Source organism: Gordonia zhenghanii (assembly GCF_021738965.1).
Classification (GTDB): Bacteria; Actinomycetota; Actinomycetes; order Mycobacteriales; family Mycobacteriaceae; genus Gordonia; species Gordonia zhenghanii.
The window spans coordinates 42,561-67,483 of the sequence record NZ_JAKKOQ010000017.1 but is presented as its reverse complement, the minus strand read 5'-3'; the positions used below and the strand labels follow the sequence as shown (position 1 = coordinate 67,483).

The 24,923-nt window shown below is 67.4% G+C and carries 23 protein-coding genes; 15 read left to right on the top strand and 8 right to left on the bottom strand.

All coding sequences use genetic code 11. From position 1 onward, the window contains the following. The first annotated feature begins 330 nt into the window (after window positions 1-330). The 10 genes from L5G32_RS17210 (at window position 331) to L5G32_RS17165 (ending at window position 11,348) form a co-directional block, all read left to right on the top strand. Entirely contained in the window at window positions 331-906 is a 576-nt protein-coding gene (locus L5G32_RS17210) for a TerD family protein (protein WP_237012309.1), read from the top strand. Between the two features lie 133 nt (window positions 907-1,039). Beyond that, entirely contained in the window at window positions 1,040-2,140 is a 1,101-nt protein-coding gene (locus tag L5G32_RS17205; protein WP_237012308.1) for a DUF475 domain-containing protein, read from the top strand. Window positions 2,141-2,163: 23 nt separating this feature from the next. Further along, the gene (locus tag L5G32_RS17200) at window positions 2,164-2,760 is read left to right on the top strand and encodes a TerD family protein (protein WP_237012307.1); all 597 of its coding nucleotides are present in this window, start codon (window positions 2,164-2,166) and stop codon (window positions 2,758-2,760) included. 68 nt (window positions 2,761-2,828) lie between these two features. Beyond that, complete coding sequence (locus tag L5G32_RS17195) at window positions 2,829-4,016, top strand: hypothetical protein (RefSeq protein ID WP_237012306.1); 1,188 nt, start codon at window positions 2,829-2,831, stop codon at window positions 4,014-4,016. Between the two features lie 19 nt (window positions 4,017-4,035). Next, complete coding sequence (locus L5G32_RS17190; RefSeq protein WP_372491717.1) at window positions 4,036-5,223, top strand: HpcH/HpaI aldolase/citrate lyase family protein; 1,188 nt, start codon at window positions 4,036-4,038, stop codon at window positions 5,221-5,223. Next, entirely contained in the window at window positions 5,220-7,625 is a 2,406-nt protein-coding gene (locus L5G32_RS17185; RefSeq protein WP_237012305.1) for a phosphoribosyltransferase, read from the top strand. Before L5G32_RS17190 ends, L5G32_RS17185 begins: the two co-directional genes overlap by 4 nt. After that, a complete protein-coding gene (locus tag L5G32_RS17180; protein ID WP_372491716.1) occupies window positions 7,622-8,662 on the top strand; it encodes an HAD family hydrolase in 1,041 nt (346 codons plus the stop codon). Before L5G32_RS17185 ends, L5G32_RS17180 begins: the two co-directional genes overlap by 4 nt. A gap of 9 nt (window positions 8,663-8,671) precedes the next feature. After that, the gene (locus tag L5G32_RS17175) at window positions 8,672-9,976 is read left to right on the top strand and encodes a TerD family protein (protein ID WP_237012304.1); all 1,305 of its coding nucleotides are present in this window, start codon (window positions 8,672-8,674) and stop codon (window positions 9,974-9,976) included. Window positions 9,977-10,037: 61 nt separating this feature from the next. Further along, window positions 10,038-10,625, top strand: coding sequence for a hypothetical protein (locus tag L5G32_RS17170; protein WP_237012303.1), 588 nt, complete (start codon window positions 10,038-10,040; stop codon window positions 10,623-10,625). A gap of 147 nt (window positions 10,626-10,772) precedes the next feature. Beyond that, window positions 10,773-11,348 (top strand): TerD family protein, encoded by a 576-nt coding sequence (locus L5G32_RS17165; RefSeq protein WP_237012302.1) that lies wholly within the window; start codon window positions 10,773-10,775, stop codon window positions 11,346-11,348. 87 nt (window positions 11,349-11,435) lie between these two features. Here the strand turns inward: L5G32_RS17165 and L5G32_RS17160 are convergent, their stop codons facing one another. From L5G32_RS17160 to folE, 3 genes are all read right to left on the bottom strand, one after another. Next, window positions 11,436-11,840, bottom strand: coding sequence for a hypothetical protein (locus L5G32_RS17160; protein ID WP_237012301.1), 405 nt, complete (start codon window positions 11,838-11,840; stop codon window positions 11,436-11,438). 108 nt (window positions 11,841-11,948) lie between these two features. After that, a complete protein-coding gene (locus L5G32_RS17155; RefSeq protein WP_237012300.1) occupies window positions 11,949-12,464 on the bottom strand; it encodes a DUF2231 domain-containing protein in 516 nt (171 codons plus the stop codon). 65 nt (window positions 12,465-12,529) lie between these two features. Then, window positions 12,530-13,153: a GTP cyclohydrolase I FolE gene (folE, locus tag L5G32_RS17150; protein ID WP_237012299.1), complete on the bottom strand. Its 624-nt coding sequence runs from the start codon at window positions 13,151-13,153 to the stop codon at window positions 12,530-12,532. Between the two features lie 84 nt (window positions 13,154-13,237). On the opposite strand from folE, the gene L5G32_RS17145 reads away from it, so the two are divergent. Continuing rightward, window positions 13,238-13,927 (top strand): helix-turn-helix transcriptional regulator, encoded by a 690-nt coding sequence (locus L5G32_RS17145; RefSeq protein ID WP_237012298.1) that lies wholly within the window; start codon window positions 13,238-13,240, stop codon window positions 13,925-13,927. A 119-nt stretch (window positions 13,928-14,046) separates the two neighbouring features. On the opposite strand, the gene argG is transcribed toward L5G32_RS17145, so the two are convergent. Further along, complete coding sequence (gene argG, locus L5G32_RS17140; RefSeq protein WP_237012297.1) at window positions 14,047-15,462, bottom strand: argininosuccinate synthase; 1,416 nt, start codon at window positions 15,460-15,462, stop codon at window positions 14,047-14,049. Between the two features lie 117 nt (window positions 15,463-15,579). Here argG and L5G32_RS17135 point away from each other — a divergent pair, with 117 nt between their 5' ends. Continuing rightward, entirely contained in the window at window positions 15,580-16,446 is an 867-nt protein-coding gene (locus L5G32_RS17135; RefSeq protein ID WP_237012296.1) for a type IV toxin-antitoxin system AbiEi family antitoxin domain-containing protein, read from the top strand. 58 nt (window positions 16,447-16,504) lie between these two features. Here L5G32_RS17135 and L5G32_RS17130 read toward each other — a convergent pair whose 3' ends face one another. Beyond that, a complete protein-coding gene (locus L5G32_RS17130; RefSeq protein WP_237012295.1) occupies window positions 16,505-17,806 on the bottom strand; it encodes a TrpB-like pyridoxal phosphate-dependent enzyme in 1,302 nt (433 codons plus the stop codon). A gap of 78 nt (window positions 17,807-17,884) precedes the next feature. Here L5G32_RS17130 and L5G32_RS17125 point away from each other — a divergent pair, with 78 nt between their 5' ends. Then, on the top strand, window positions 17,885-18,817 hold the full coding sequence (locus tag L5G32_RS17125; protein ID WP_237012294.1) for a quinone oxidoreductase family protein: 933 nt from the start codon (window positions 17,885-17,887) through the stop codon (window positions 18,815-18,817). 12 nt (window positions 18,818-18,829) lie between these two features. On the opposite strand, the gene L5G32_RS17120 is transcribed toward L5G32_RS17125, so the two are convergent. Continuing rightward, window positions 18,830-19,705, bottom strand: a complete 876-nt coding sequence (locus L5G32_RS17120) for a diacylglycerol/lipid kinase family protein (protein ID WP_237012293.1) — start codon at window positions 19,703-19,705, stop codon at window positions 18,830-18,832. Between the two features lie 29 nt (window positions 19,706-19,734). Further along, the gene (locus L5G32_RS17115) at window positions 19,735-21,336 is read right to left on the bottom strand and encodes an FAD-binding oxidoreductase (protein ID WP_237012292.1); all 1,602 of its coding nucleotides are present in this window, start codon (window positions 21,334-21,336) and stop codon (window positions 19,735-19,737) included. Between the two features lie 43 nt (window positions 21,337-21,379). On the opposite strand from L5G32_RS17115, the gene L5G32_RS17110 reads away from it, so the two are divergent. Continuing rightward, window positions 21,380-21,994 carry a TetR/AcrR family transcriptional regulator gene (locus L5G32_RS17110; RefSeq protein WP_237012291.1) on the top strand — a complete coding sequence of 205 codons (615 nt, stop codon included), beginning with the start codon at window positions 21,380-21,382 and terminating at the stop codon, window positions 21,992-21,994. Beyond that, window positions 21,991-23,580: a glycerol-3-phosphate dehydrogenase/oxidase gene (locus L5G32_RS17105; protein ID WP_237012290.1), complete on the top strand. Its 1,590-nt coding sequence runs from the start codon at window positions 21,991-21,993 to the stop codon at window positions 23,578-23,580. Before L5G32_RS17110 ends, L5G32_RS17105 begins: the two co-directional genes overlap by 4 nt. Before the next feature lie 8 nt (window positions 23,581-23,588). Here L5G32_RS17105 and dinB read toward each other — a convergent pair whose 3' ends face one another. After that, window positions 23,589-24,791 carry a DNA polymerase IV gene (gene dinB / locus L5G32_RS17100; RefSeq protein ID WP_237012289.1) on the bottom strand — a complete coding sequence of 401 codons (1,203 nt, stop codon included), beginning with the start codon at window positions 24,789-24,791 and terminating at the stop codon, window positions 23,589-23,591. Window positions 24,792-24,923: the final 132 nt, after the last annotated feature.

The following is a 24,923-nucleotide window of genomic DNA, read 5'->3' as shown; positions in this document are numbered from 1 at the left end:
GGACACCGCCGGAATGGGACGGATTCGCGAAACAGTCTCATTCGCGATGAGTCCCGCCGCTCCCGGTCATGGGCTCAGATCGGCCTTCAGTCCGCACAGAAGTCATCTTCTGGGGAATCTCCCCCATGCCGACGAGGTCAGTTCACGCTAATCTGGGGAAATGAGGGCGGCAGATGGACGCTTCGGTCCTCTGGAGAACTCAATCTTCGTTCAGACGACCGACTTCTCGCCTTACCTGACAACGTCAGACGCCGTTACAGTGACGCTGCACCGGACTTCGGGGCATGCGTCGAACCCGAGCAGCCAGCTCGCCGATTGAAAGGAACGCACATGGGTGTGAGCTTGACCAAGGGCGGCAACGTCTCCCTGACCAAAGAGGCCCCCGGACTGACCGCCGTCACCATCGGCCTCGGCTGGGACGTCCGCACCACGACGGGCACCGACTTCGACCTCGACGGCAGCGCCATCGCGCTCAAGACCGACAAGAAGTCCGTCTCCGACCAGCACTTCGTGTTCTTCAATAACCTCCGCTCGCCCGACGGCTCCATCGAGCACACCGGCGACAACACCACCGGTGAGGGCGACGGCGACGACGAGGCGATCAACGTCGACCTGGCCGCGGTTCCGCCCGAGGTCGACTCCATCGTCTTCCCCGTCTCGATCTACGACGCCGACGCCCGCAGCCAGTCGTTCGGACAGGTCCGCAACGCGTTCATCCGCGTCGTCAACCGCGCCAACGGTTCCGAGATCGCCCGCTACGACCTGACCGAGGACGCGTCGACCGAGACCGCGATGGTCTTCGGCGAGCTCTACCGCAACGGCGCGGAGTGGAAGTTCCGCGCCATCGGCCAGGGTTACGCTTCCGGACTCGCAGGCATCGCCCGCGACTTCGGCGTCAACGTCTGACCTATTCGACCAGCTCCGCTGCCGCGGGCGCACCGCCGGATTCGGCTGTGCGCCCGCAGCGGCGCCCGGCCGCTGCAGACTCTTCTCGTAGGGAATGCGCGCCGACCCTTCACTTGAAAGGCCGTCACCGCACGTGATCCTCCGAATATTCGGTCTGTCGTTCCTCGTCACCATCGCCTCCCTCGTGGTGGCGTTCATCTACGGCGGCCCCGAAGCTCTCCTGCTGACTCTCATCCTCGGCATCCTCGAGATCTCGCTCTCGTTCGACAACGCGGTCATCAATGCCACCGTCCTCCGCAAGATGAGCGACTTCTGGCAGAAGATCTTCCTCACGATCGGTATCTTGATCGCCGTCTTCGGCATGCGCGTGATGTTCCCGCTCGCCGTCGTCTGGCTCGCATCCGGGTTGAACCCCGTCGATGCGCTGGACCTCGCGTTGAATCCGCCTGCCAACGACGCCGCGCACTTCGCCAACGGCGACCCAAGCTACGAAACCATCATCACGGACGCGCACCCGCAGATCGCAGCGTTCGGCGGCATGTTCCTGCTGATGTTGTTCCTCGGCTTCATCTTCGAGGACAAAGAGATCACCTGGCTCTCGTGGATCGAACGACCGCTGATCCGCATCGGCAAGCTCGACATGCTCAACGTCGTGATCGCCACCGGCGTCCTCGTGATCACCGCGAGCTACATCGCGCACGAGGGTGAGTCGAGCACGGTCATGATCGCGGGCGCTCTCGGCATGATCACGTACATCGTCGTCAACGGACTCGGCGAGATGTTCAACACCGACGAAGACGACGAGCCCTCGTCGGGTCCGTCCGATCTGGCCAAGGCCACCGGCAAGGCCGGCTTCTTCCTGTTCCTGTACCTCGAGGTCCTGGACGCGTCGTTCTCGTTCGACGGCGTGATCGGCGCATTCGCGATCACCGCCGACCCGATCATCATCGCGCTCGGCCTCGGCCTGATCGGCGCGATGTTCGTCCGTTCGCTGACCGTGTACCTGGTGCGCCAGGGCACGCTGTCGGAGTACGTCTACCTCGAGCACGGTGCTCACTGGGCGATCGGCGCGTTGGCGTTCATCCTCATGTACTCGATCGGCACTCCCGTTCCCGAGGTCGTCACCGGCCTGGTCGGCGTCGTCCTGATCATCGCCGCACTCGTCACGAGCATCATCCGCAAGCGACGTGAAGCAGACGCCGAAGTCACCAACGAACCACTCGACGCGAAATAGGACGGCAGAACATGGCGATAAACATGAACAAAGTGACGCTCGACAAGAACACCCCGTCGGTGTCGCTGACCAAGCGGGGCGAGTCGCAGGGCACGATGCGCGTGAACCTGAACTGGACGCAGTCGGCTCCCTCGCGCGGATTCTTCAAACGGAACACGGCGATCGACCTCGATCTGGCCGCGATGTACGAGTTGGCCGACGGCTCGAAGGGCGTCGTGCAGGCGCTCGGCAACTCGTTCGGCGACCTGAACCGTCCGCCGTTCATCTTCTTGGACGGCGACGACCGCAGCGGCGGGTCCGAGGGCGGCGAGAACCTGCACATCAACCTCGGAGACGTGAATCGCTTCCGTCGGGTGCTGATCTTCGCCTACATCTACGAGGGCGCCCCGAACTGGTCGACTGCGAACGGGTCGGTCACTTTGATGCCGACGTCCGGCCCGCAGGTCGAGGTCCGTCTGGACTCGGCAGACGACAAGGCGCTCTCGTGCGCCATCGCGATGCTCACCAACGTGGACGGCGAGATGCAGGTGCAGCGCGAAGTCCGCTACATCCACGGCGCGCAGCGCGACGTCGACGCCGCATACGGATTCGGCATGAAGTGGACCGCGGGCAAGAAGTGACCGTCGTGGTCGGCCGGGGCTCCCCTGGCCGACCCGGTGATCGTCGCCCGAATCGTTAGCATCGAAGAGTGCCCAGCAACCCGCGCCGCAGCCTGTTCGGCAGACGACCGCAAGCTGATCGCGCCACCCCGGCGCAGCTCGCGGCGTTGACCGACGCGTTCTTCGCCTGCGAACGGGAGATGGGGAAGATCGCTCCGGCGGTGCGCGCGGCCCGCGCGGTGTCGCCCGGGTCCGTCCCGCCCGCCGAATGGGATGCGGTCCGCGATCAGTACGACGGTGTCATCACGCGGTACCTGACGGTCTCCGCAGACGGGTCGCCTGATGCGACGCCCGCCGCGGTCGACGACTGCCTGCGCGGGTTCGCTCAGGTGTCGGCGACGCTGGATCGGTTCGGACGCGCTCACAGCCGCGCACTGAACGCGGGACAGGCCGCTGCCGCGGGCGCCGAACAGGCCGATCGCGACGCTCGGGTGGCGGCTACGAGCGCACTCACCGCACTCGACTCGGCACGACCCGAGCACGCCGGACTCTCCTCGGTACGTGCGGCTGCGGACGCCCTCGCCCAGGACTTGTCGGCGTTCGAGGCGGCGTCGGGCATCGCCGAGCGTCGCCGTACCGGCGAGGCGGTGGTCGCCGCAGCCGAGAACGTGCGACGACTGCTCGACGAGGCGCCACGCATGGCCGCGGACGCCGACCGGACCATCCGATCGCTCGATACCCGACGGCAGGCCGTCACCACGCGTCTGGAGAAGATCCCCGCGGTGGTGTCGTCGTTGCTCCGTGAGTTCAGCGCCGAATGCTCGGCGGACCTGGTCTCGACGCCGGACGACGTGCGCGCCGACCTCGCAGCGGCGACGACTGAACTCGATCGCGCCCGATCGCTGGTGTCGGGGGCGCCCGACGAGGCGCTCGCCGCCTCCGAGCGGGCACGGACCCGCTTGACCCACGCCGACGACGAACTCGACCGCGCCTTCGACCGTCTGACCGATCTGCGCGAAGTGCGTCACGATCCGGTGGAGGCGTCGGCGCAGGTGCGGTTCCGGGTTCGCGACGCACAGCATTTCGCGCTCGGTCACGGGCTGGAACGCGAGTGGGGGTCGGTCCTCGACGCGCAGAGCGATCGCATCGACCGCGCCGCGACCACCCTCGAACGCATCCACCCCGACTACTGGAGCTACCTCACCCAGTTGCGCGCCGTCGACACCCGCATCACCGAGATCATCGGTCGGATGCGGGAGCAGGTCGCGCACCCCTGACGCGCCTCCCCGAAAGGAGATGACCGTGACCGAGACGACTACGACCCGAGGAATCACCCACTTCTCGCAGCTCGACGACGCACAGTGCGACCGTCTGTTCCGGCGCCGCCCCCAACCGGTGACCCTCGGGTCGCCGATCGCGCATCTCGCGGTGGCGTTGGGCGCCACCTTGTACGTCCCCGCGACCCGGCCGGACCTGGCCGCTGTCGTCCGGCGTCGTGCCGCTGAAGGCGTCACCTCGATGGTCATCGACCTGGAGGACGCCGTCGCCGACGACGAGGAGGCACTCGCCCTCGCCGGGACCATCGATGCGATCACCGAGTTCGCCGAGCAGGGCTGGTCGGGGATGCTGCTGTTCGTCCGGATCCGATCGATCGACCACATCGAGACGGTCACCGCCGCCCTCGGCGCCGAGCACTGCCTCGCCGGATTCGTCATCCCGAAGTTCGAAGCGTCCACCGGCGGGGCCGCGTTGGACGCGGTCGCCGCCGCATCCGCTGAACTGGGCCGACCGCTCTTCGCGATGCCGGTGCTGGAGAGTCCGCGCATCGTCCACCGGGAGACGCGCGACGCCGAACTCGTAGCCATCCGCGACGTCTTGAACCGACACCGCGACCGAGTCCTCGCGGTCCGGATCGGGGCCACCGACATCTGCGGCCTGTTCGGGATCCGCCGCGACCGCGACGTCACCATCTACGACGTGCGGGTGGCCGCCGACGTGATCGCCGCGATCGTCAACGTGCTGGGGCGCAGCGACGGCACCGGCTTCGTGATCACCGGCCCGGTGTGGGAGTACTTCGCCAACCACGAGCGCATGTTCGCGCCGACGTTGCGGCACACACCCTTCCGTGAACTCGACGCGGTCTACTTCCGTCAGCACCTGGTCAGCCGCGACATGGACGGCCTCCTCCGCGAGATCGCCCTGGATCGCGCGAACGGGATCACCGGGAAGACCGTCATCCATCCGGTGCATGTCGGGGCCGTGCACGCGCTGTCGTGCGTCGCCGACGAGGAGTACTCCGATGCGCTCGACATCCTCGACGGCGACGGCGGCGGCGCTCAGGCGTCGTCGTACGGCAACAAGATGAACGAGCTGAAGCCGCACCGCAATTGGGCGCTCGCCGTGCTCGATCGAGCACACGTGTTCGGGGTGGCGCGGCCCGACGTCAACTTCGTCGACCTCCTCACCGAATGGAGCAGCGAATGACCACGAGCGCGAGCACCGCAGGCGTCGCGTCGTCCTGGGTCACCGCCGAGTTCGGCGCGAGCGTGTCCGGCGACGGCGTCGACGCACTGGTGCAGCTCGGGCTGCGGCGCAACCCGAAGCGGGCACACCTGCTCGTGTCGACGGTTCTCGGAAAGCATCTGCCGACGCCGCCCGCACAGGTCCGCGAGGCGGCGAACCGCCTCGGCGACACCGTCGTCGGTCTGCTCGGCGACGAGGCACGAACCGCGACGGTCCTCGGATTCGCGGAGACGGCGACCGGGCTCGGGCACTGCGTCGCAGAACGCGTAGGAGCCGCACGCTATCTGCACTCGTCGCGACGGGCGGTCGCATCGGCGACGATCCACGGTTCGTTCGAGGAGGGGCACTCGCACGCGACGACCCACCTGCTGCAACCGGTCGACGGCGCCCTCCTCGCAACCGATCCGACGGTCCCGGTGGTGCTGGTCGACGACGAGATCAGCACCGGGCGGACCGCGATCGAGGCGATCGAAGCGTTGCACGGTCTGGACCCGCACCGTCGGTACATCGTCGCGTCGCTCGTCGACATGCGGTCGGCCGAGCACCGAGCGCAGTGCGCCGCTTCCGCGGAACGCATCGGAGTCACGATCGACTTCGTCGCGCTGGCGGCGGGGCAGGTGTCGCTGCCCGACGATCTGACCGATCGGGTGTGCGCTCTGGCCCCCGCCGACCTGAATCCGACGTCCGACGTGCCCGGCACGATCGAGTTCGTGTCGGCGCCGTGGCCTGCGACCGTCCCGGACGGCGGCCGCCACGGCTTCCTCGCGGCCGACACCGAGCCGTTCCACCGCGCGGTCGACGACCTCGCAGCCGGGCTGCGCGGTGTGTTCGACGCCCGGGAGCCGGTGACCGTCGTCGGCCATGAAGAGTTGATGTACCTGCCTCTGTGCATCGCCGAACGCCTCGCCGACCAGGGCGTCGACGCCGCGTTCCAGACCACGTCGCGTTCCCCGGCGCACGTCGTCGACGAGGACGGCTACCCGCTGCGACGCGGCTTCTCGTTCCCCGCGCCGGAAGACGCCCAGGACGCTCCGCGTTTCCTCTACAACGTCGCGGCTCCGGGATCGCAGGCCACGCCCGGGGTCCTGCTGGTGATCGACGACCCCGCCGACACCGCTGTGCTGCGCGCCAACGGCGGACTCCTCGACGTGCTCAGTGCAGCCGGTCACCGGGTCGTCGTGGTGACGATCCCGTCGGCCGATCCGGGTCGGCTGACCGCGGCGCGCGCGCATGCGTCGAGCCGGCAGGCTCCGGTCGGGGATCCGTTGCGCGGCCCCGACTTCGGCTCGTACGGCCCTTCCGAGGTCGCGTGGCTGTTGAAGGATCTGTCGGAGTTCTCTCTGGAAGGCGACCTCGCCGAACGCGAGCGTCGCATCCAGGCGGGTCTCGCGCATTACGCGGAGTCGTTGCCGATCGAATTCCAGCCGGGCGCAGAGTATCTGGAGTTGTTCGACGCGGCGTTGGCCGGATCGGCGCGACGTCTCGCGCTCGCGGTCGGCACCGTCGCCGAGCTGATTCTGACCGAGCGGTCGCCGACGCCAACACTGGTGTCGCTGGCGCGTGCCGGCACTCCGATCGGTGTCCTCATCGCTCGCTGGATCCGGTGGTCGCGCGGCCTCACGCCCGCCCATTACGGAGTGTCGATCGTGCGGGGCCGCGGCATCGACGCCGTCGCCCTCGACTACATCGCCATACGTCATGATCCGGATTCGGTCGTGTTCGTCGACGGCTGGACGGGTAAGGGCGCGATCGCCCGCGAGTTGACCGCGGCCCTCGACGAGTACGCAGCGGCCGGCGGCGCCCGGTTGAACGACGAGCTCGCGGTCCTCGCCGACCCCGGTTCGTGCACCCGCCTGTACGGGACTCGGGACGACTTCCTCATCGCGTCGGCCTGCCTCAATTCGACGGTGTCCGGGCTCGTCTCGCGGACCGTACTGAACGACGAGCTGATCAAGCCCGGTGATTTCCACGGTGCGAAGTTCTACCGCGATCTCGCCCCGTTCGACGTCTCGAACCGGTTCCTCGACACGGTCGCAGCCGAATTCGAGGCCGTCGCCGACGACGCCGTCGCACACGCCGCTGCCCTTCAGGACGCGGACCGAACTCCGCAGTGGGACGGGTGGGCGTCGATCGAGGCGATGCAGAAACGGTACGAGTTGTCGTCGATCAACTTCGTGAAGCCCGGGATCGGTGAGACCACCCGCGTCCTGCTGCGTCGCGTCCCGTGGCGGATCCTGGTGCGCGAACCTGATCTGGCTGATCACGAGCACATCCGAATGCTGGCCGCCGAACGCGGCGTGCCCGTCGACGTGGTCCCCGACCTCGCCTATTCGTGCGTCGGCCTGATCAAGGAGAACGTATGAACGCCCTGATCGCGACCGACCTCGACCGCACTATGATCTACTCGCGCGCTGCCGCTGCCGCCGGTCAAGCGGAGCTTCCCACCGCCGGTCGAGCGGAGTCGAGACCCCCCACCGCCGGTCGAGCGGAGCTTCCTACCGCTGGTCGAGCGGAGTCGAGACCCCCCACCGCCGGTCAAGCGGAGCTTCCTACCGCTGGTCGAGCGGAGTCGAGACCTCAAACCGAGCAGTCGAGACCCCCCGTCTGCGTCGAGATCTACAACGACGCACCGTTGAGCTTCATGACGGCGCCTGCGGTCGACGCCCTCACCGCGCTCGCGGCGCGCACCGACGTCGTCCCGGTCACGACCCGCACCCGCGCACAGTTCGAGCGGATCGCCCTTCCCGGCGGCCCGTTCCGGTACGCGGTGGTCTCCAACGGCGGCCGGATCCTGTGCGACGGCGACGACGACCCCGTCTGGCGGTCCGGGCTCGACGAGCGCGTCCGGGAGCGGTCAGTACCGCTCGCCGAGCTGCACGCCGACCTGCTGACCAGGATCGACGAGTCCTGGGTCCGGTCCACCAGGATCGCAGACGACTTGTTCGTGTACCTCGTCGTCGATCCCGATGAGCAACCTGCGGACTTCGTTCCCTCGTGGCGGGAGTGGTGTGTGCCGCGCGGTTGGACGGTGTCGCAACAGGGTCGGAAGATCTATGCGATGCCGGTCGCGGTCACGAAGTCCGCCGCGGTCGCGGAGGTCCGCCGCCGCCTCGTCGGCGCCGGCCTCCTGGCTGCCGGTTCCCCGGTGCTCGCAGCGGGCGACGGCCGACTCGACGCCGACCTGCTCGAGTTCGCGGATCACGCGATCCGTCCGAGCCACGGCGAACTCCACGACGCGGGCTGGACGATCCCCGGCCTGAGCGTCACCCGCTCTGCGGGCGCTGCGGCCGCCGAGGAGATCCTCGCCTGGTTCGCCGCGCACGCATCCGTCGAGCTTCCCGACGACAGTGCTCCTGTCTCCACCGATCCTGTTCCCCACCCGGCATTCGCCGAGAAGTAGAGGTATCTCGTGTCATCACTCGCCAAAGGTCAGAACGCCCCGCTGCCAGGATCCGAGATCGTGGTGTCGGTCGACGTGGCCGCGCCGGCCGATCTGTCCGGCCTGCTGGTCACCGAGACGGGCAAGGTCCGCAGCGACGCCGACTTCGTGTTCTTCAACCAGCCGTCGGGGCCCGGCGTGCAGCTGCGCGACGGACGCTTGCACATCTCGACGGCAGGCATTCCCGCCGACATCGCCGCGGTCCGCGCGATCATCACCCTCGACGACGCCTCGCGTAGTTTCGGACAGTTCGCGCCGCCGGTGACGCGTGTCCTCGACGCTGCGGGCTCCCCGTTGTTCGACTACGTGGTGGACGGCCTGAGCAGCGAGTCCGTGGTGATCGCGGTGGAGATCTATCAGCGCAACGGCCAGTGGAAGGTGCGCGCCGTCGGACAGGGTTACGCCGGCGGCTTCGCCGACCTGGTCCGCGATCACGGTGTCTCCGTCGACGATGCTCCGGCGCCTCCTCCCGCCCCGTCGGCTCCGCCTGTCCAGCCCGCACCGCCGGCTCCCCCAGCGGCCCCGACACCCCCGCCCCCGCCGTACACCCCGCCGCAGCAGCAGTACGCGCCGCCGCAGCAGCCCGGCTATGCGCCGCCCCAGCCCCAATACGGTCAACCCCAGTACGGTCAGCAACCGCCCGCCCAGCCCGCCGCAGCGCCCGAGGTCAATCTGTCGAAGGACCGACCGGTCTCTCTGGTCAAGGGCCAGAAGGTGTCGCTCCGGAAGGAGGGCGGTGTCGCCCTCACCCAGATCTGGATGGGTCTCGGCTGGGATCCGTTGCCACGGACCGGCAAGCGCGGATTCTTCGGCGGCGGTGGCGGCGGCGGCGACATCGATCTGGACGCGTCCGTCCTGATGTTCTCGCAGGGTAAATGCGTGGAGACCGTCTACTTCGGGCATCTGAAGTCGAAGGACCGGTCGATCATCCACTCCGGCGACAACCTGACCGGTGAGGGCGACGGCGACGACGAGGTGATCTCGGTGAACCTCGCGGCGATCCCGCCGCACGTGGACAACCTCGTCTTCGTGGTCACGTCGTACCGCGGTCAGACGTTCGCCGAGGTGCAGAACGCGTACTGCCGCCTGATCGACCAGTCGACCAACGCCGAGCTCGCTCGCTACACGTTGGCGGGCGGCATGCCGTTCACCGGCGTGACGATGGCAGTCGTTCACCGAGAGGCGGGAACGTGGAAGATGCGTGCCATCGGCGAGGGCTTCAACGGGAAGACGGCGAACAAGGCCATCCCGTTCGTGTCGCCGTATCTCGCCTGATCGGACCGCGTTGCGGCGCAGTCCACCGTCGCGAGTCGTCGGTCTGTGCCACAGTTGTCGTATGAGCGAACTGCCCGATGTCCCACCGGAACCCGTGGACGACACGACCGCGACTAAGTCCAGTCGATGGTCACTGCCGACGCTGTCCACCAAGAACAAGGTGATCCTCGGCGTCGGCACCGTGATCATCGTCGTGATCGCGTACTTCATCCTGCAGCGCCTCCTCCCCGACTGGTGGGGCACGCGGATGGGCGACCGGATCGACCGCAGTCTCACGTCGGGCACCATGTGGGGGCTGTTCTACGGCATCCTCGGCTCGGCGGTGCCGCTCCTGCTCGCTCTGCTGGCCGTCTTCTCCATCGGTCGGGGGCCGCGGAACATCGTGTCGTGGGTGATGGGCCTCGTCGCACTGCTGCTTCTGGTTCCGAACCTGTTGACCCTCGCTGTCACCATCGGTGGCGGGCAGGGCGCACAGGCGGGGCGCCTGCAACTCGATCTGTTCGGTCCCGGATTCCGCGGAGCCACCTTGATCGGCGTCATCGTCGGCATCGTGATCGGTGTCGCCGCCGACTTCTATCTTCTCGGCAGACGGCGCGCGAAGCGAAAGGCGCTGGCCGTCAACGCCTCCGGCCACTCGAAGCGGAAATGACGTCATTCGTACGGTTCACGTGAAACATCGTCTCGTGGTTCAGTGGTAGCAACATGATTCCCTAATACCGTCCCCTAGAAAACGACCCCCGTCCGCTCGTGCATGTGCGCGGGCGGATGCGACCGCGCACAGAAAGGGCATTTCACTATGAGCGTCAGCTTGAGCAAGGGCGGAAACGTCTCCCTGTCGAAGGAGGCTCCCGGCCTCACTTCGGTGGCGATCGGCCTCGGCTGGGATGCGAGGAGCACGACCGGTGCCGACTTCGACCTCGACGGCAGCGCACTTATCCTCGGTGCGGACGGCAAGGTTCCCTCCGACCAGCACTTCGTCTTCTACAACAACCTGCGGTCGCCTGACGGCTCCGTCGAGCACACCGGTGACAACCTGACCGGCGAAGGTGACGGAGACGACGAGTCGATCAACGTCGACCTCGCCGCGGTCCCGCCGAACATCCAGTCGATCGTCTTCCCTGTCTCCATCCACGATGCAGACGTGCGTGGGCAGTCGTTCGGCCAGGTCAGCAACGCGTTCATCCGCGTCGTGAACCGGGCGAACGGCTCTGAGGTCGCCCGCTACGACCTGACCGAGGATGCATCGACGGAGACCGCGATGCTGTTCGGCGAGCTGTATCGCCACAACTCCGATTGGAAGTTCCGCGCCATCGGCCAGGGCTACGCGTCCGGACTCGGCGGCATCGCGCGCGACTACGGCGTGAACGTCTGACTCGACCACCGCGCACCGACGGTTCGGCTGTGGCCCGGCCCCCTGGGGGTCCGGGCCACAGCCGTCTCGCTTGACGGAAGTCTCGGGTCAGCCGATGCCGACAGCGCTGAGCAGGACGCTGACCACCGTGACGACAGCGACCGCGCCATGTGCGCCGACCACGGCCACCGGGAAGCCCTTCTCGGGAGCAGTCTCGGTGCCGGCTGCGCCCTGATACACGGGAAGCCACCGTGCGAACATCGCGAAACCGGCGAGGGCGATCACGACGAGCAGCGCGAACGCTATCCACGCGAGGACATCGACCTCGACCGCCACGTAGACGATCCACAGCACGAGCCCGGCCGCGGCAAGCAGGAAGTGCGCAAACACGATGGGTGGGGACAGCCGACTGGTGGTGCCCGCCGTCGTACCACCTCCGGCAATCCATTTGCCGAGCAGGACGAATCCGCCGAGGGCGGTAATGATCCAGCAGACGAGTGCGACGATGGCCATGGTGGTATCTCCTCATTGGTACGGGGTTGGCTCAGTACAGGGTTGGCTCAGTACAGGGCTGACTGAGTACAGGGTTGATGCGAACCGGCGAGACGAACAGAGGATCTGTCAGTCGTGACGATCGAAACCGTCCGCTTGAGTCGCCTCGTCGACGACTCGCACGCCGTACCGATACGCGAGCTTGCCGCCGAGCGCCCCGGCGACCGTCAGCACGATGAGGCTGATCGCGGTGAGCGAGATCTGTCCGGTGTCGACGGCGCCGTCGACACCGGAGGCTGCACGCCACCAGAAGTTTCCGGCAAAAGCGAGCGTGACCACGAGCATCAGCGACATATGGGTCAACGCCGTGCGCTGAGCCGCAGTGCCGACGGGGATCGACAGCAGATCGAGGAAGCCGACGGTGGCTGCCGCCAACGCTCCGAGAACCCCCACCGCGATCAGCCACATGCCGCCACGAGCGAGCGACGCCGGATCGTCGACGACGTGCGAGCCGACGTCGAAGACGAAGGAGGTAACCCATGCGCCGATCGGCACCGTCACCAGCATCGGATGGAACGGGTGCCCGTACGGGCCCGCAAGCATCGCGCTGACCGGCTGTTTCGCCTGACTCATATCGGGTGGCATGGTGACTCCTCGGTGTGAAGGGGAATGGTGAGTGACGAATCCTCCGGAGACGACGGTCGGAGTAGTCAGCCGGGCCGATTACCGCTGCGCGTCAGCTCGAGGAACTCTCCCCGGGCCGGACCACTGTCCCGCAGCAGGCCGCGCAACGCGGACGTGGTGGTCCAGGTCCCCGGCGCTCGCACACCACGGATCGACATGCACATGTGCTCCGCTTCGACGAGCACTCCCACGCCCCGCGGACGCAGGCTCTCCTCCAGCCAGTCCGCGACCTGCATCGTCAGTCGCTCCTGCACCTGCAAGTCACGCGCGAACAGTTCAACCACGCGAGCGAGCTTTGACAGTCCGAGAATCCGCTGGCCCGGCAGATAACCGACATGCGCGACACCGCGGAACGGCAGCAAGTGATGTTCGCAGAGCGAGCTGAAATGGATGTCACGTACCAGAACCAACTCGTCGTATCCGGATTCGTTTGGGAACGTCGTCAGATCGAACTCGCGGGGCGTGAGCATCTCCTCGAAGGCTCCCGCGACCCGCCGCGGAGTCTCGCTCAGATGCGACCGGGCCGGATCACGGCCGAGTGCCTCCAGGAGTAGGTGAATCGCTTGTTCGGCCGCATCGACATCGATGGCCGGGCGTCGTGCGTCAGCGCGAACATCCGCTGCGGTTGACGGCGCCGTTGTTGTGGTCATCTCCGCGCCTCTCTAAAACTCATGCCCATGGTCATTGATTATAGAATCAATATAACCACATCGGTTGGTTTTACAATGAGAGGTATGAACCCACTCCCCGATCCGGAGCCACAGCGCAACGATGTCGCGGCGGTGTCCGCCCTCGACGAGCCCAATCGGAGACGGCTGTACGACTACGTGTCGAGTCACAGCGGGGCCGCCACACGCGACGAGGCGAGCGATGCGCTCCAGATTCCTCGCCAGACTGCGGCGTTCCACCTGGACAAACTCGTCGAGGTCGGGCTACTCGACGTCGAGTTCGAACGACGAACCGGCCGGACCGGTCCCGGCGCAGGACGTCCTGCGAAGCTGTACCAGCGCGCTGAGCGCGATATCCACGTCAATCTGCCCGAGCGTTCCTACGAATTGGCAGGTCGGCTGCTCGCCCAGGCTATCGACGAAACCGAGTCGACCGGAGAGTCGCCTCGCGCCGTACTCGCGCGCCTCGCCACACAGCTCGGCCACCAACTCGGTGCGCAGACGGGTGGGTCCGACGACCAGTTACAACACACACTCGAACGATGGGGATACGAGCCTCGCGTCGAAGCGGACGACATCGCCCTCGTCAACTGCCCGTTCCACCAGCTCGCTCGCACCCACACCCAATTGGTGTGCGGCATGAATCTCCACCTCGTGAAAGGCCTCGTCACTGCCACAGAGTGCCCGCAGCGTCGAGCACGACTCGACCCCCGCGAGGGCTACTGCTGCGTGCGGATCGGCACCACCACCGACTGACACTCGAGATCCTGATCCACAAGGCTGCCGATACGCAATGCAAAGTAGCGCACCGCCCGGAGGCGATGCGCTACTTTGCGACGAGTCGATCATCGTCTGACTCAAGTGACCATGCGGACCTAGTCGACGCCGGAGTCGATCGCCGCACGGTCGAGCGACTCGGACGCCGGATCTTCGGGCTGGCCGCCTGCGATCGCCTGCGCGCCGCCGACCGACAGCTCGCCGACCAGGTCAGCGGTGGCTCCACCGACGATTCCGAGCTCTGCGTACTGCTCGAGGCGGGCACGCGAGTCGGCGATGTCGAGGTTGCGCATGGTCAGCTGGCCGATACGGTCGGCCGGACCGAACGCCGCGTCGCCGACACGTTCCATCGACAGCTTGTCCGGGTGGTACGAGAGAGCGGGGCCCTCGGTTTTGAGGAAGTGGTAGTCGTCGCCGCGACGGAGTCGGATGGTGACCTCGCCGGTGATCGCCGAACCGACCCAGCGAACCAACGACTCGCGCAGCATCAGTGCCTGCGAGTCCATCCAGCGACCCTCATACATGAGGCGGCCCAGGCGACGACCCTCGTTGTGGTAGTTGGCGACGGTGTCCTCGTTGTGGATCGCGTTCACCAGCCGCTCGTAGCCGATGTGCAGCAACGCCATGCCGGGGGCTTCGTAGATGCCGCGCGACTTGGCCTCGATGATGCGGTTCTCGATCTGGTCCGATACGCCGAGGCCGTGGCGGCCGCCGATCTCATTGGCCTTGAGGACCAGCGCGACGGCGTCGTCGAACACCTCGCCGTTGATTGCTACCGGTCGGCCCTGCTCGTAGCGGACCGAGACGTCTTCGGTCGCGACCTCGACGTCGTCGCGCCATGCGGCGACGCCCATGATCGGCTCTACGACGTCGAGACCGTGGTCGAGGTGCTCGAGCGTCTTCGCCTCGTGCGTGGCGCCCCAGATGTTGGCGTCGGTCGAGTACGCCTTCTCCTGCGAGTCGCGGTACGGGAGGTCGCGCTCGGTGAGCCACTGGCTCATCTCGTCGCGGCCACCGAGCTCTTCGACGAAGTCGGTGTCGAGCCACGGCTTGTAGATGCGCAGCTGCGGGTTGGCCATGAGGCCGTAGCGGTAGAACCGCTCGATGTCGTTGCCCTTGTAGGTGGAGCCGTCGCCCCAGATGTCGACACCGTCCTCCTTCATGGCGCGAACCAGCAGCATGCCGGTGACGACGCGGCCGAGCGGAGTGGTGTTGAAATAGGTCTTGCCCGACGAGCGGATGTGGAACGCGCCGCACTGGAGGGCGACCAGGCCCTCCTCGACGAGCGCCGACCGGCAGTCGACGAGACGCGAGATCTCGGCGCCGTACTGACCTGCGCGACCGGGCACGGACGCGATGTCCGGCTCGTCGGCCTGACCGAGGTCAGCGGTGTACGTGCAGGGAATCGCGCCCTTCTCACGCATCCAGGCAACGGCGACGGTCGTATCCAGGCCACCCGAGAACGCGATACCAACGCGCTCCCCAATGGGCAGAGAGCTCAGCACTTTCGACATACGTCCAGCTTAAACAGTGATTCGGCCCACCGGCGAATCCCCACCGACTTTCGCGCCCCAGGACGCCGCTTCGGAGTGTCACGGAACCGGCTGGGCTCTCGCTGCGTCTGACCTGACATGGAGGATTCGGGGATCTACACGCGAAGCCAGTTGCGTGCGCTCGGCTATTCCGATGCCGACATACGTCGCGCGGTCCGGGCAGGCGACCTGCACCGGCTTCGACACGGCTGGATCTCCTCCCGCCTGCACGACCCGACAGTAGCCATGGCCGTGCGCGACGGCGGAGTGCTGGCGTGCGTGTCGGCGCTGACCTTCCATGGGCTGTGGGTACCGCCCGGCCACGACGACCTCCACCTTCGCCGCGGCCCGAACATGACCGGCAGACATCCCGCGTGCGCTCCGCTGCAAGGCCCGGTCCGCGGCACGGACAACGCCGTCGACTCCGTTCCGGTCGCCCTCAAGTACGCGGCGCGGTGCCTCCGCCCAGATGAGTGGATCGCCGTCTGCGACTCTTACCTGAACCGAAGCGGAACGGCGACCGAGGATCTCGCAGTCCAGATGGGCAGGATCGGACCGACCGTCCGAGATCTCCTGTACCGCACGGACGCAAGGTCGCAGTCGGGAACCGAGAGCATCCCGCGGGTACGTTTGCGGGGCCTCGGCTACGAGGTGGTCGTCCAACCGCACATCGCGGGCGTGCAGTGGTCGGACCTGCGCATCGGAATGCTCATCCTCGAATGCGACTCAGTGCTCCACCACTCCAGTCGGGAGGATTACCAGCGCGACCACGACCGCGACCGACGAGCGCTCGTCGACGGGTGGATGACGATGCGACTCACTTACGGCGACATCCTGTACGGCTGGGATGAGGTCCTCGAAGACGTCCGAGCGATCACTCGGGCCCGCCGCCACCGCGCCCGAAGTGTCAGGGACCGGGACATGGTGCAGAAATCAGTACGCTCATCGACCTCCGAGGACTATTAGTCCACCAAGTCCGATGAGCGTACTGCTTTCAGGCGCACCCGTTCAGAAGCCCTGCCGTTCAGAAGCCCCCGTCGAGGAAGCTCGCGTACGACGGCAGATCGAGTTGGCCGTGGCCGGACAACCCGATGACGACCACTTCTTGTTTGTCGCTGTTCGCGACGTGGGCGGCGCACGCGGCGATCGCGTGTGTCGACTCCGGCGCGGGCACGATGCCCTGGGTACGCGCGAACTGCACGCCCGCGTTGAACGCATCGTGCTGTTCAATCGCGATGCCCTCCACCAGTCCGAGTTCGACGGTGTGGCTCAGCGCCGGTGCCATGCCGTGGTACCGCAGGCCGCCCGCGTGGATCGGGTCCGGGACGAAGTCCATGCCGAGCGTGTGCATCTTGAGCAACGGAGTGAGGCCTGCGACGTCGCCGTGGTCGTAGCGGTACTCGCCCTGCGTGATCGACGGGCAGGCGGAGGGCTCCGCCGCGACGATGCGCGGGCTGCTGCGCCCGTCGAGCCTCTCCCGGATGAACGGGAACGACAGTCCGGCGAGGTTCGATCCGCCTCCGGCACAACCGAAGACGACGTCGGCGCCGCCCGGTTCGACGGCGTACAACTGGTCGACCGCCTCCTGACCGATGACACTCTGGTGCAGCACGACGTGGTTGAGGACGCTGCCGAGCGCGTATCGGGTGTCGTCGTTCTTCGCTGCGACCTCGACTGCCTCCGACACCGCCATGCCGAGGCTTCCTGTGGTGTTCGGATCCTTCGCGAGCATCGCGCGACCGGCTTCGGTCAGATCAGACGGGCTCGGATGCAGGGTGCCGCCGTAGGTGCGGATCAGGAAGCCGCGGTACGGCTTCGAGTCGTACGAGGCCCGCACCTGCCAGACCTCGACGTCGATCCCGAACTGCGCGCCCGCAAAGGCGAGGGCGCTGCCCCACTGTCCGGCTCCGGTCTCGGTCGTCAGCTTCTTCACACCGTCGACGCTGTTGTAATAGGCCTGTGCGACAGCCGAATTCGTCTTGTGGCTGCCGACCGGGCTGACGCCCTCGTACTTGACGTAGATGCGGGCTTTGGTGTTCAGCGCCTCCTCGAGCCGGCGGGCCCGGATCAGCGGCGACGGCCGCCACATCTTGTAGATCTCGCGGACCGGTTCCGGGATCTCGATGTAAGGCTCGGTCGACACCTCCTGGGCGATGAGGCCCGAGGGGAACAGAGCGGCGAGGTCGTCCGGGCCTACCGGCTCCTTGGTGCCCGGATGCAGGTGCGGCGGAATCGGATCGTCCAGCTCAGCGGCCAAGTTGTACCAGTGGGTCGGAACGTCCACCGTCACCAGATCGGGATTCGACGCATCAACATTGCTTGTCATGCAGGTCACATTAATGGCCGTGCGTGCTCCGCGGAATCATCGGTCCGGACGTAGCACTGCGTGACCTACTCTCGGGACATGCGCAACCAGCGGTGGCAGGCGATCGGCACGAGTGGCCTCAGCGATTTTCGGCTCGTCGACTACGACGCCCCAGTTCCCGGGCCGGATCAGATCCGAGTCACAGTCACGGCGGCAGGCGTCAACCCGGCCGACCTCAAGCACGTGGCGCGAGCGACGTCGTTTCCGCTGCCGATCGGCTACGAGATCGCAGGCGTCGTCGATGCCGTCGGACCAGGCGCGATCGGCGGTTCGGGGCCACTCGCAGTCGGTGACCGCGTAGTGGCGTTCCGCATCCACGGCGGGTATGCGACGACGGCGACTATTCCCGCCGACACGGCGTTCGTGCTCCCCGATTCGGTCGACGACGTGACCGCGGCCGGCTTGCTGTTGGCAGGAACGACCGCCGCCGACATGCTGAATCGGACGCGGGTCGCCGCCGGCGACACGATCGTCGTGCACGGCGCGTCCGGGGCGGTCGGCGTCACCCTGCTGCAGTTGGCGGCCCGCGACGAGGTGCGCGTGGTGGGGACGTCCAGCCCCGAGCGATTGGGCGCGGTGACTCGGTTCGGTGCGACCGCCGTGCCCTACGGCGACGGTCTCCTGGACCGGCTCCGCGACGTGGCGACCGATCCCGTTGCGGCGCTAGACCTGACCGGAACCGACGAGGCGATCGACGCGTCGGTCGCCCTCGTCGAGGACAGGACCCGCATCATCACCGCAGCGAACAAGGCTGCGGCCTCCGAGCACGGTCTCGTCGCCGTCGCCGGTCTGGACCCAGAGAGCGCGGCGTACCGCGATGCGATGCGCGGCCCGCTGCTCGGCCTCGTCGCCGCGGGCGAGCTGACCGTCCCCGTAGCGGGCACGTTTCCGGTGGCCGACGCCGTCGACGCTCTCGGTCTGGTCGCGAGCGGGCGAGCGGGCGGCAAGGTGGTGCTGACCGTCGGCCCGTGACGCGTCCAGCCGTCAGGGGACGAGGATGGGCAGCGCCCCGGGGCGGATCTTCACGGTGACCGGCGGGTCGCACAGATAGTCACCGTCGGCGTGGACCGGCACGGCTCGTCCGAACGCCGCCTCGACGCTCGATGTCGCGGTCAGGATCTCCACTTCGCTCCGACTGACGTGCGCACCGGTCTTCGCCTGTTTCATCAGGCTCGCCAACCGATATTTGGACCGGTTGCCGTGCAACAGCATGATCTGGAGGTCGCCGCTGTCGACCGAGGCGGACGGAACCACCCGGAGGCCGTGTCCGTAATCGCCCGAGTTCGCGATCACCACCATGTGGGCCTGTACGTTCCGTCGTTCGCCGTCGACGGTGAGGGTCACGTCGACCGGCTTCCACCGAAGCGCGGCGAGCACAGGCGCCACCCGGTAAGCGATCGGGCCCATCCACCGGAGGCCGTTGATCAGTTCCGTGGCCACCGAATCGAGACCCGCGTACACGTTCCCGACCGCGATCGACGTTCCGCCGTCGGGGCGAGCGACGTCGAGGACGTCGATGTGCCGGGTCGTTCCGCCCGCGATGACGGCGGCGATCCCCACCGGATCGTGCGGAATCCCCAGGTGCCTGGTGAGGTCGTTTCCTCGGCCCGCAGGAGCGATGCCCAGCGACGCGCCTGGAACGCTCAGCACGCCTTCGGCGACGTCGCGAACGTGCCCGTCTCCGCCCACCGCGACCGTCACCGATCCCCTGCGCGCGGAGTCGGCGCCCGCTCGCGTCGCGTGCTCGGACGACTCCGATTCGACGACCTGCACCTCCGCGTAGCCGAGGCGCGCGAGTTCTTCGGTAACCGCAGACCACTGCCGCTTCGCGGCTCCACCTCCGGAGACGGGGTTCACCACCGCCGTAATCGACGTCCGGGGTCCTGACTTCACGGCAGCAGCACGCCCGGGTTGAGGACGCCGTTCGGGTCCAGGGCGTCCTTCACGGCGCGTAGCGCTCGTACCTGGACGTCGCCGATCTCCTGCAGGTACGTCGACTGGTGGTCGGTCCCGACTGCGTGATGGTGCGTGATCGACGCACCGGCGGCGCGAATCGCCGCGTTCGCCGCCGATTTCGCCGCGGCCCACTGCTTCTGCGGATCATCGAGTGCATTCGCAATGACCGTGAAGTAGAGGGAAGCCCCGGTGGGGTACACGTGCGAGATGTGGCACATGACGACGGCTGGCGTGCCCTGGTCGCCGAGCGCCCCGGTGATCGCCGCGGTGACTGCGACCTTCAGCGCATCGAGGTTCGACCAGAACGTCACCGTCTCCAAGGTCTCCACCAGCGCGCCCGCATCGAGCAGCGGATCCCGCATGTACGGGCCGCGGAAGCGACCGGTCCGCCAGTGCTCGCCTGCCTCGGTGCCCAGCGGTGTGCCATCGAGCTCGGCGAGGCGCGCACTCACGTACGTGTCGCGGCAGTCGACGTCGGCCTCGTCGCCTTCGAATCCGACGATCATGAGGCAACCGCCCGCCGGGGTGGACGCGGACGCACTGCCTGCGGCAGACGGGTTCGCCAGGTTGAGACCCGTCTCCGCCTCGTCGGACAGTCGGAGCACGGTCGGTTTCACCGCGGACTGCGCGAGGGCACGCATGGCGGCCGAACCCGATGCGAAGTCGGAGAAGTGCCAGCCGTAGAACCGTCGCACCGTCGGTACCGGGTGCACGTGCACGCGAACCGTCGTGACGACGCCGAATGCGCCTTCGCTGCCCAGGAACAACTGACGAAGGTCCGGGCCGGCAGCCGACTTGGGCGCCGTGCCGATCTCGGCGATGCCGGTCGGCGTGGCCACCGTCAGTCCGACCACCATGTCATCGAAGCGCCCGTAGCCGATCGACGACTGTCCGGCCGACCTGGTGACCGCGCAGCCGCCGATCGTCGCGCCCTCGTACGACTGCGGAAAGTGACCGAGCTCGAACCCGTGCTCCCCCAGCAGGCGCTCGGCGTCGGGCAACCGGGTACCGGCCGCGAACGTGGCGATCTGTGAGATCTCATCGAGCTCGAGCAGTCCGGTCAACTGGCGTAGATCGAGGCTGATGACCGGTCGTGAACGGTCCGGCGCCAGGCCTCCCGTGACTGCCGTGCCGCCCGCGAACGGACTCAACCCGATGCGACGGTCGTCGCACACGGCGAGCACTGCGGCTACTTGGTCTGTATCGAGCGGTTCGACGACAGCGTCCGGGGCGTCGCCGCCGTCGCCCGCACGGAACTTGAGAAGATCCGGAGTCGAGTAGCCGCGCAGTCGTTTGGTGCGCGCAGCATCGGAAGAGTCGACCCGTGCGCCAGTCGCGGTGAGCGCTCCGTGCGCATCCGAGTCGAGCCTGGTCTGCGGGATCGCCACCTCGACGGGCGTCGGAGCGGGCTCATCGATACCGAGCATCGTCAGCGCCTTGAGCACCGAGTCGGACAGTTCCATCTGGTCATTCGGGTTCCCCCACCGGCCGGGGGTGAAGTCGACGACGTCGACGGTGGTCTCGCGCTGGGTCATGGACGACCTTCCGTTGGGTTTTGCTGATACAGTCTTACATATTATGTCGCAGCAACTCAACGGGTCTGAATCGCCAGTACGACGTCAGGCGTCGAACGCCATCAGCGAAGACACGATTCTCGACGCCGCGACCCGGCTGATGTCCACCATCGGCATCCGCCGAACCACCATGGCCGACGTCGCACGCAGCGCGGACGTATCGCGCGCCACCCTCTACCGTCGCTACCCGAACGTGGAGTCGTTGGCCGCACAGATCACCACGCGCGAGTTCACCCGCATCGCGGCACAGGCTCCGGTAACCGATGAACCCGCGACGCGGCGGACGATGATCATCACGCTGGTGCACCTGGTGCGCGAAGCACGCGCGCATCCTCTGCTGCAACGGATCGTCGAACTCGACCCCGAGTTCCTGATGCCGTACCTGCTGCACCGCACTGGCCGGACGTCCCGCAGTCAGCTCGAGATGATCGAGACGATGATCGGCCGCGGCCAGTCCAGCGGGCAGATCCGTGACGGCGATCCGCACCGCATCGCGACCACCGTTCTCCAGATGGCCTGGTCGTTCGCACTGACCGGTCCGGTGTTCGCCGATCCCGACAACGACCACGAACTCGACGACGAACTCTCCGATCTCCTGGAAAGGTACCTCCGCCCATGACCGTGCACCCCTCCGAGATCCTGGCCTCGCACCCCGCGATCGCCCCCGCGTCGCTGTTGTCGCCCGCCAGGCGTGCCGACGAGCTGACTCGACTCACCGCGGCTCCCAGTGCAGATCTCGTGGTGATCGGCGGCGGCGTCACCGGCGCGGGAGTGGCACTCGACGCCGTGTCACGAGGGCTGTCCACGGTGTTGATCGAGAGCCGGGACCTCGCATTCGGCACCAGCCGATGGTCGTCCAAGCTCGTGCACGGAGGGCTCCGGTATCTGGCGTCCGCAGCCGTCGGGATCGCTTACGAGAGCGCCGTGGAGCGCAACGCGCTGATCCGGAACATCGCGCCGCACCTGGTGCGCCCGTTACCGCAGGTGGTTCCCCTCCTCGAGGACGTGTCGCTGTTCGACGCCGCCATCACGCGTGCCGGTTTCCTGGCCGGTGACGCACTGCGAATCGCTGCGCGCACACCGTCGGCCACGCTCGCCCGGTCCAGCCGGATCCCAGCCGCCGAGGTCGCCGCCCTGGCCCCGACGGTCCGACGAGACGGTCTCCGCGGCGGCCTCCTCAACTGGGACGGTCAGCTCAACGACGACGCGCGCCTGGTCACCGGCCTCGCCCGTACCGCGGCGTCGCTCGGCGCCACCATTCTGACCCACGCTCGCGCCGACCAGGTGACCGGAACATCGGTCGCCGTCACCGACGAACTGACCGGCCACACCTTCGAGATCAGGTCTTCGGCCGTCATCAACGCCACCGGCGTCTGGTCGGCACAGGTGGACTCGTCGATTGCGCTTCGTCCCAGCCGGGGAACCCACCTGGTGATGAGCCAGGACAGCTTCCGCGGTCTGCGCGCAGGCCTCACCGTCGCCGTTCCCGGACACTTCGGTCGTTACGTGTTCGCCCTTCCCCAACCGGACGGTCGCGTCTACGTCGGGCTCACCGACGAGGAGACCTCCGGTGAGATCCCCGATGTACCCCAGGCCGAAGAGTCGGAGATCGACTTCCTGCTGGACACCGTGAATCTCGCGCTCGGCACTCCCCTGACCCGCGACGACATCCTGGCGACATTCTCCGGTCTGCGGCCACTCCTCGACTCCGGTGCGGGCGAGACCTCGGATGTGTCCCGCAAGCACGCCGTCCTCACACGCGCCGACGGCCTGGTCACCGTGGTCGGCGGCAAGCTCACCACCTACCGTCGCATGGCGCAGGACGCGGTCGACGCCGCCGTGGCGACCTCCGGTCTCCAGGCCGGGCCGTGCCGGACCCGAACCCTGGGTCTGGTCGGTGCACCCGCATCCAACGACCCGGCGTCCGAACTTGCGAAAGTATCGGCGCCGCAACGCTTGGTCGCCAAGTACGGAACCGAGGCGCCTGCTGTTCTCGCACTCGGCGACGCGGACGCCGGCCTTGCCGCGCCGGTCGCCGACGGCACGTCCATCACCGGAGCCGAGCTGACGTTCGGCGTCGTCGCGGAAGGCGCCGTCACCGTCGACGACGTTCTCGAACGACGCACTCGACTGTCCTTGACACCCCTCGTCGCCGAAGCCGCCCACGCCGCAGCCAACCGCGCTCTCACGTTCGGCGAGGCGTGACGGCTGAATCAGTCGGGCAGCATCGGCGCGTCCGGTCCGTGATCCCGGTGCAGTAACGCGCCGCGGGTGAGGGCGTCGCGACCGAATTTTCCCCGTAGAGCGTCGACTGCGAGGTCGAGGTCGGCAGAGTGGTCGGGAGCATCGAACGGGATCGCGAGCTGCACCGGCCCGTGATCCTCGAGGTTGGTCAACGACAGTCCGATCAGCGTGCATCCGCGGTCGCGGACGAGCGGCATCGCCTCGTCGAGGAGTCCGCGCGCCACCGCGAGCACCACGGCGGTCGAGTCGGTCGGCTCCCGTAGCGACCTCGACCGCGTGACCTGATCGAAGTCGTGGAAGCGCAGGCGGAGGACGACGGTCCGGGTCATTCGGTCCGCTCCACGCAACCGCGCACCGAGCCGGTCGACGATGGCCAGCAGGGTCGCCTCGATGTCGGACTCCGACTTGATCCGCCTGCCGAGTGCACGTTGTGCGCCGATCGAACCGCGACGTCGACGAGTCTCGACACGACGCGGATCACGCGCCATCGACAGCGCGTACAGGTGGCGGCCGCTGCCATGCCCGAGGAGCGAGCACATCCCTCGCTCGCCGAACTGCGCGATCTGGCCGACCGTGCTGATCCCGGCGTCACGCAGCCGCGCCTCGGTCTTCTCGCCGACACCCCACAGCCGGCGGACCGGCAGCGGATGAAGGAAGGCGAGTTCTCCGCCTGCCGGTACCTCGAGGAGCCCGTCGGGTTTGCCGACCGCACTGGCGACCTTGGCGAGGAACTTGCTGCGCGCGACACCGACGGTGATCGGCAACCCGACGTCGATCCGTACCCGTTCGCGGAGTCGGGCGGCGATCTCCACCGGTGTCCCGCTGATCTTTCGCATCCCGCCGACATCCAGGAACGCCTCGTCCACCGAGATGCCTTCGACGAGCGGCGTCACATCGCCGAAGACATCGAACACGGCGCGCGATGCCTCCAGGTACGCGTCGAACCGCGGCGGCACGGTGATCGCCGTCGGACACAGTGCGCGAGCCTCGTGTCCGGGCATCGGCGACCGGACGCCGACCGCCTTGGCCTCGTAGCTGGCCGCGAGCACCACACCGGATCCGACGAGCACCGGTCGGCCGCGCAGAGCGGGATGGTCGCGCTGCTCCACCGAGGCATAAAACGAATCGAGGTCAGCGTGCAGGATCGACGCGTCCGCCCGCTCAATCCTCATGCGCAGATCATGGCACCGCCCTACGACAGTTCCGCCCCGGTTCTCCGAACACCACCTCATGACATCTGTCATCACCGACCCGTGCGAAACCCACACGGACCGATGACGTGACGCACTACTGGCGCGCGCCTC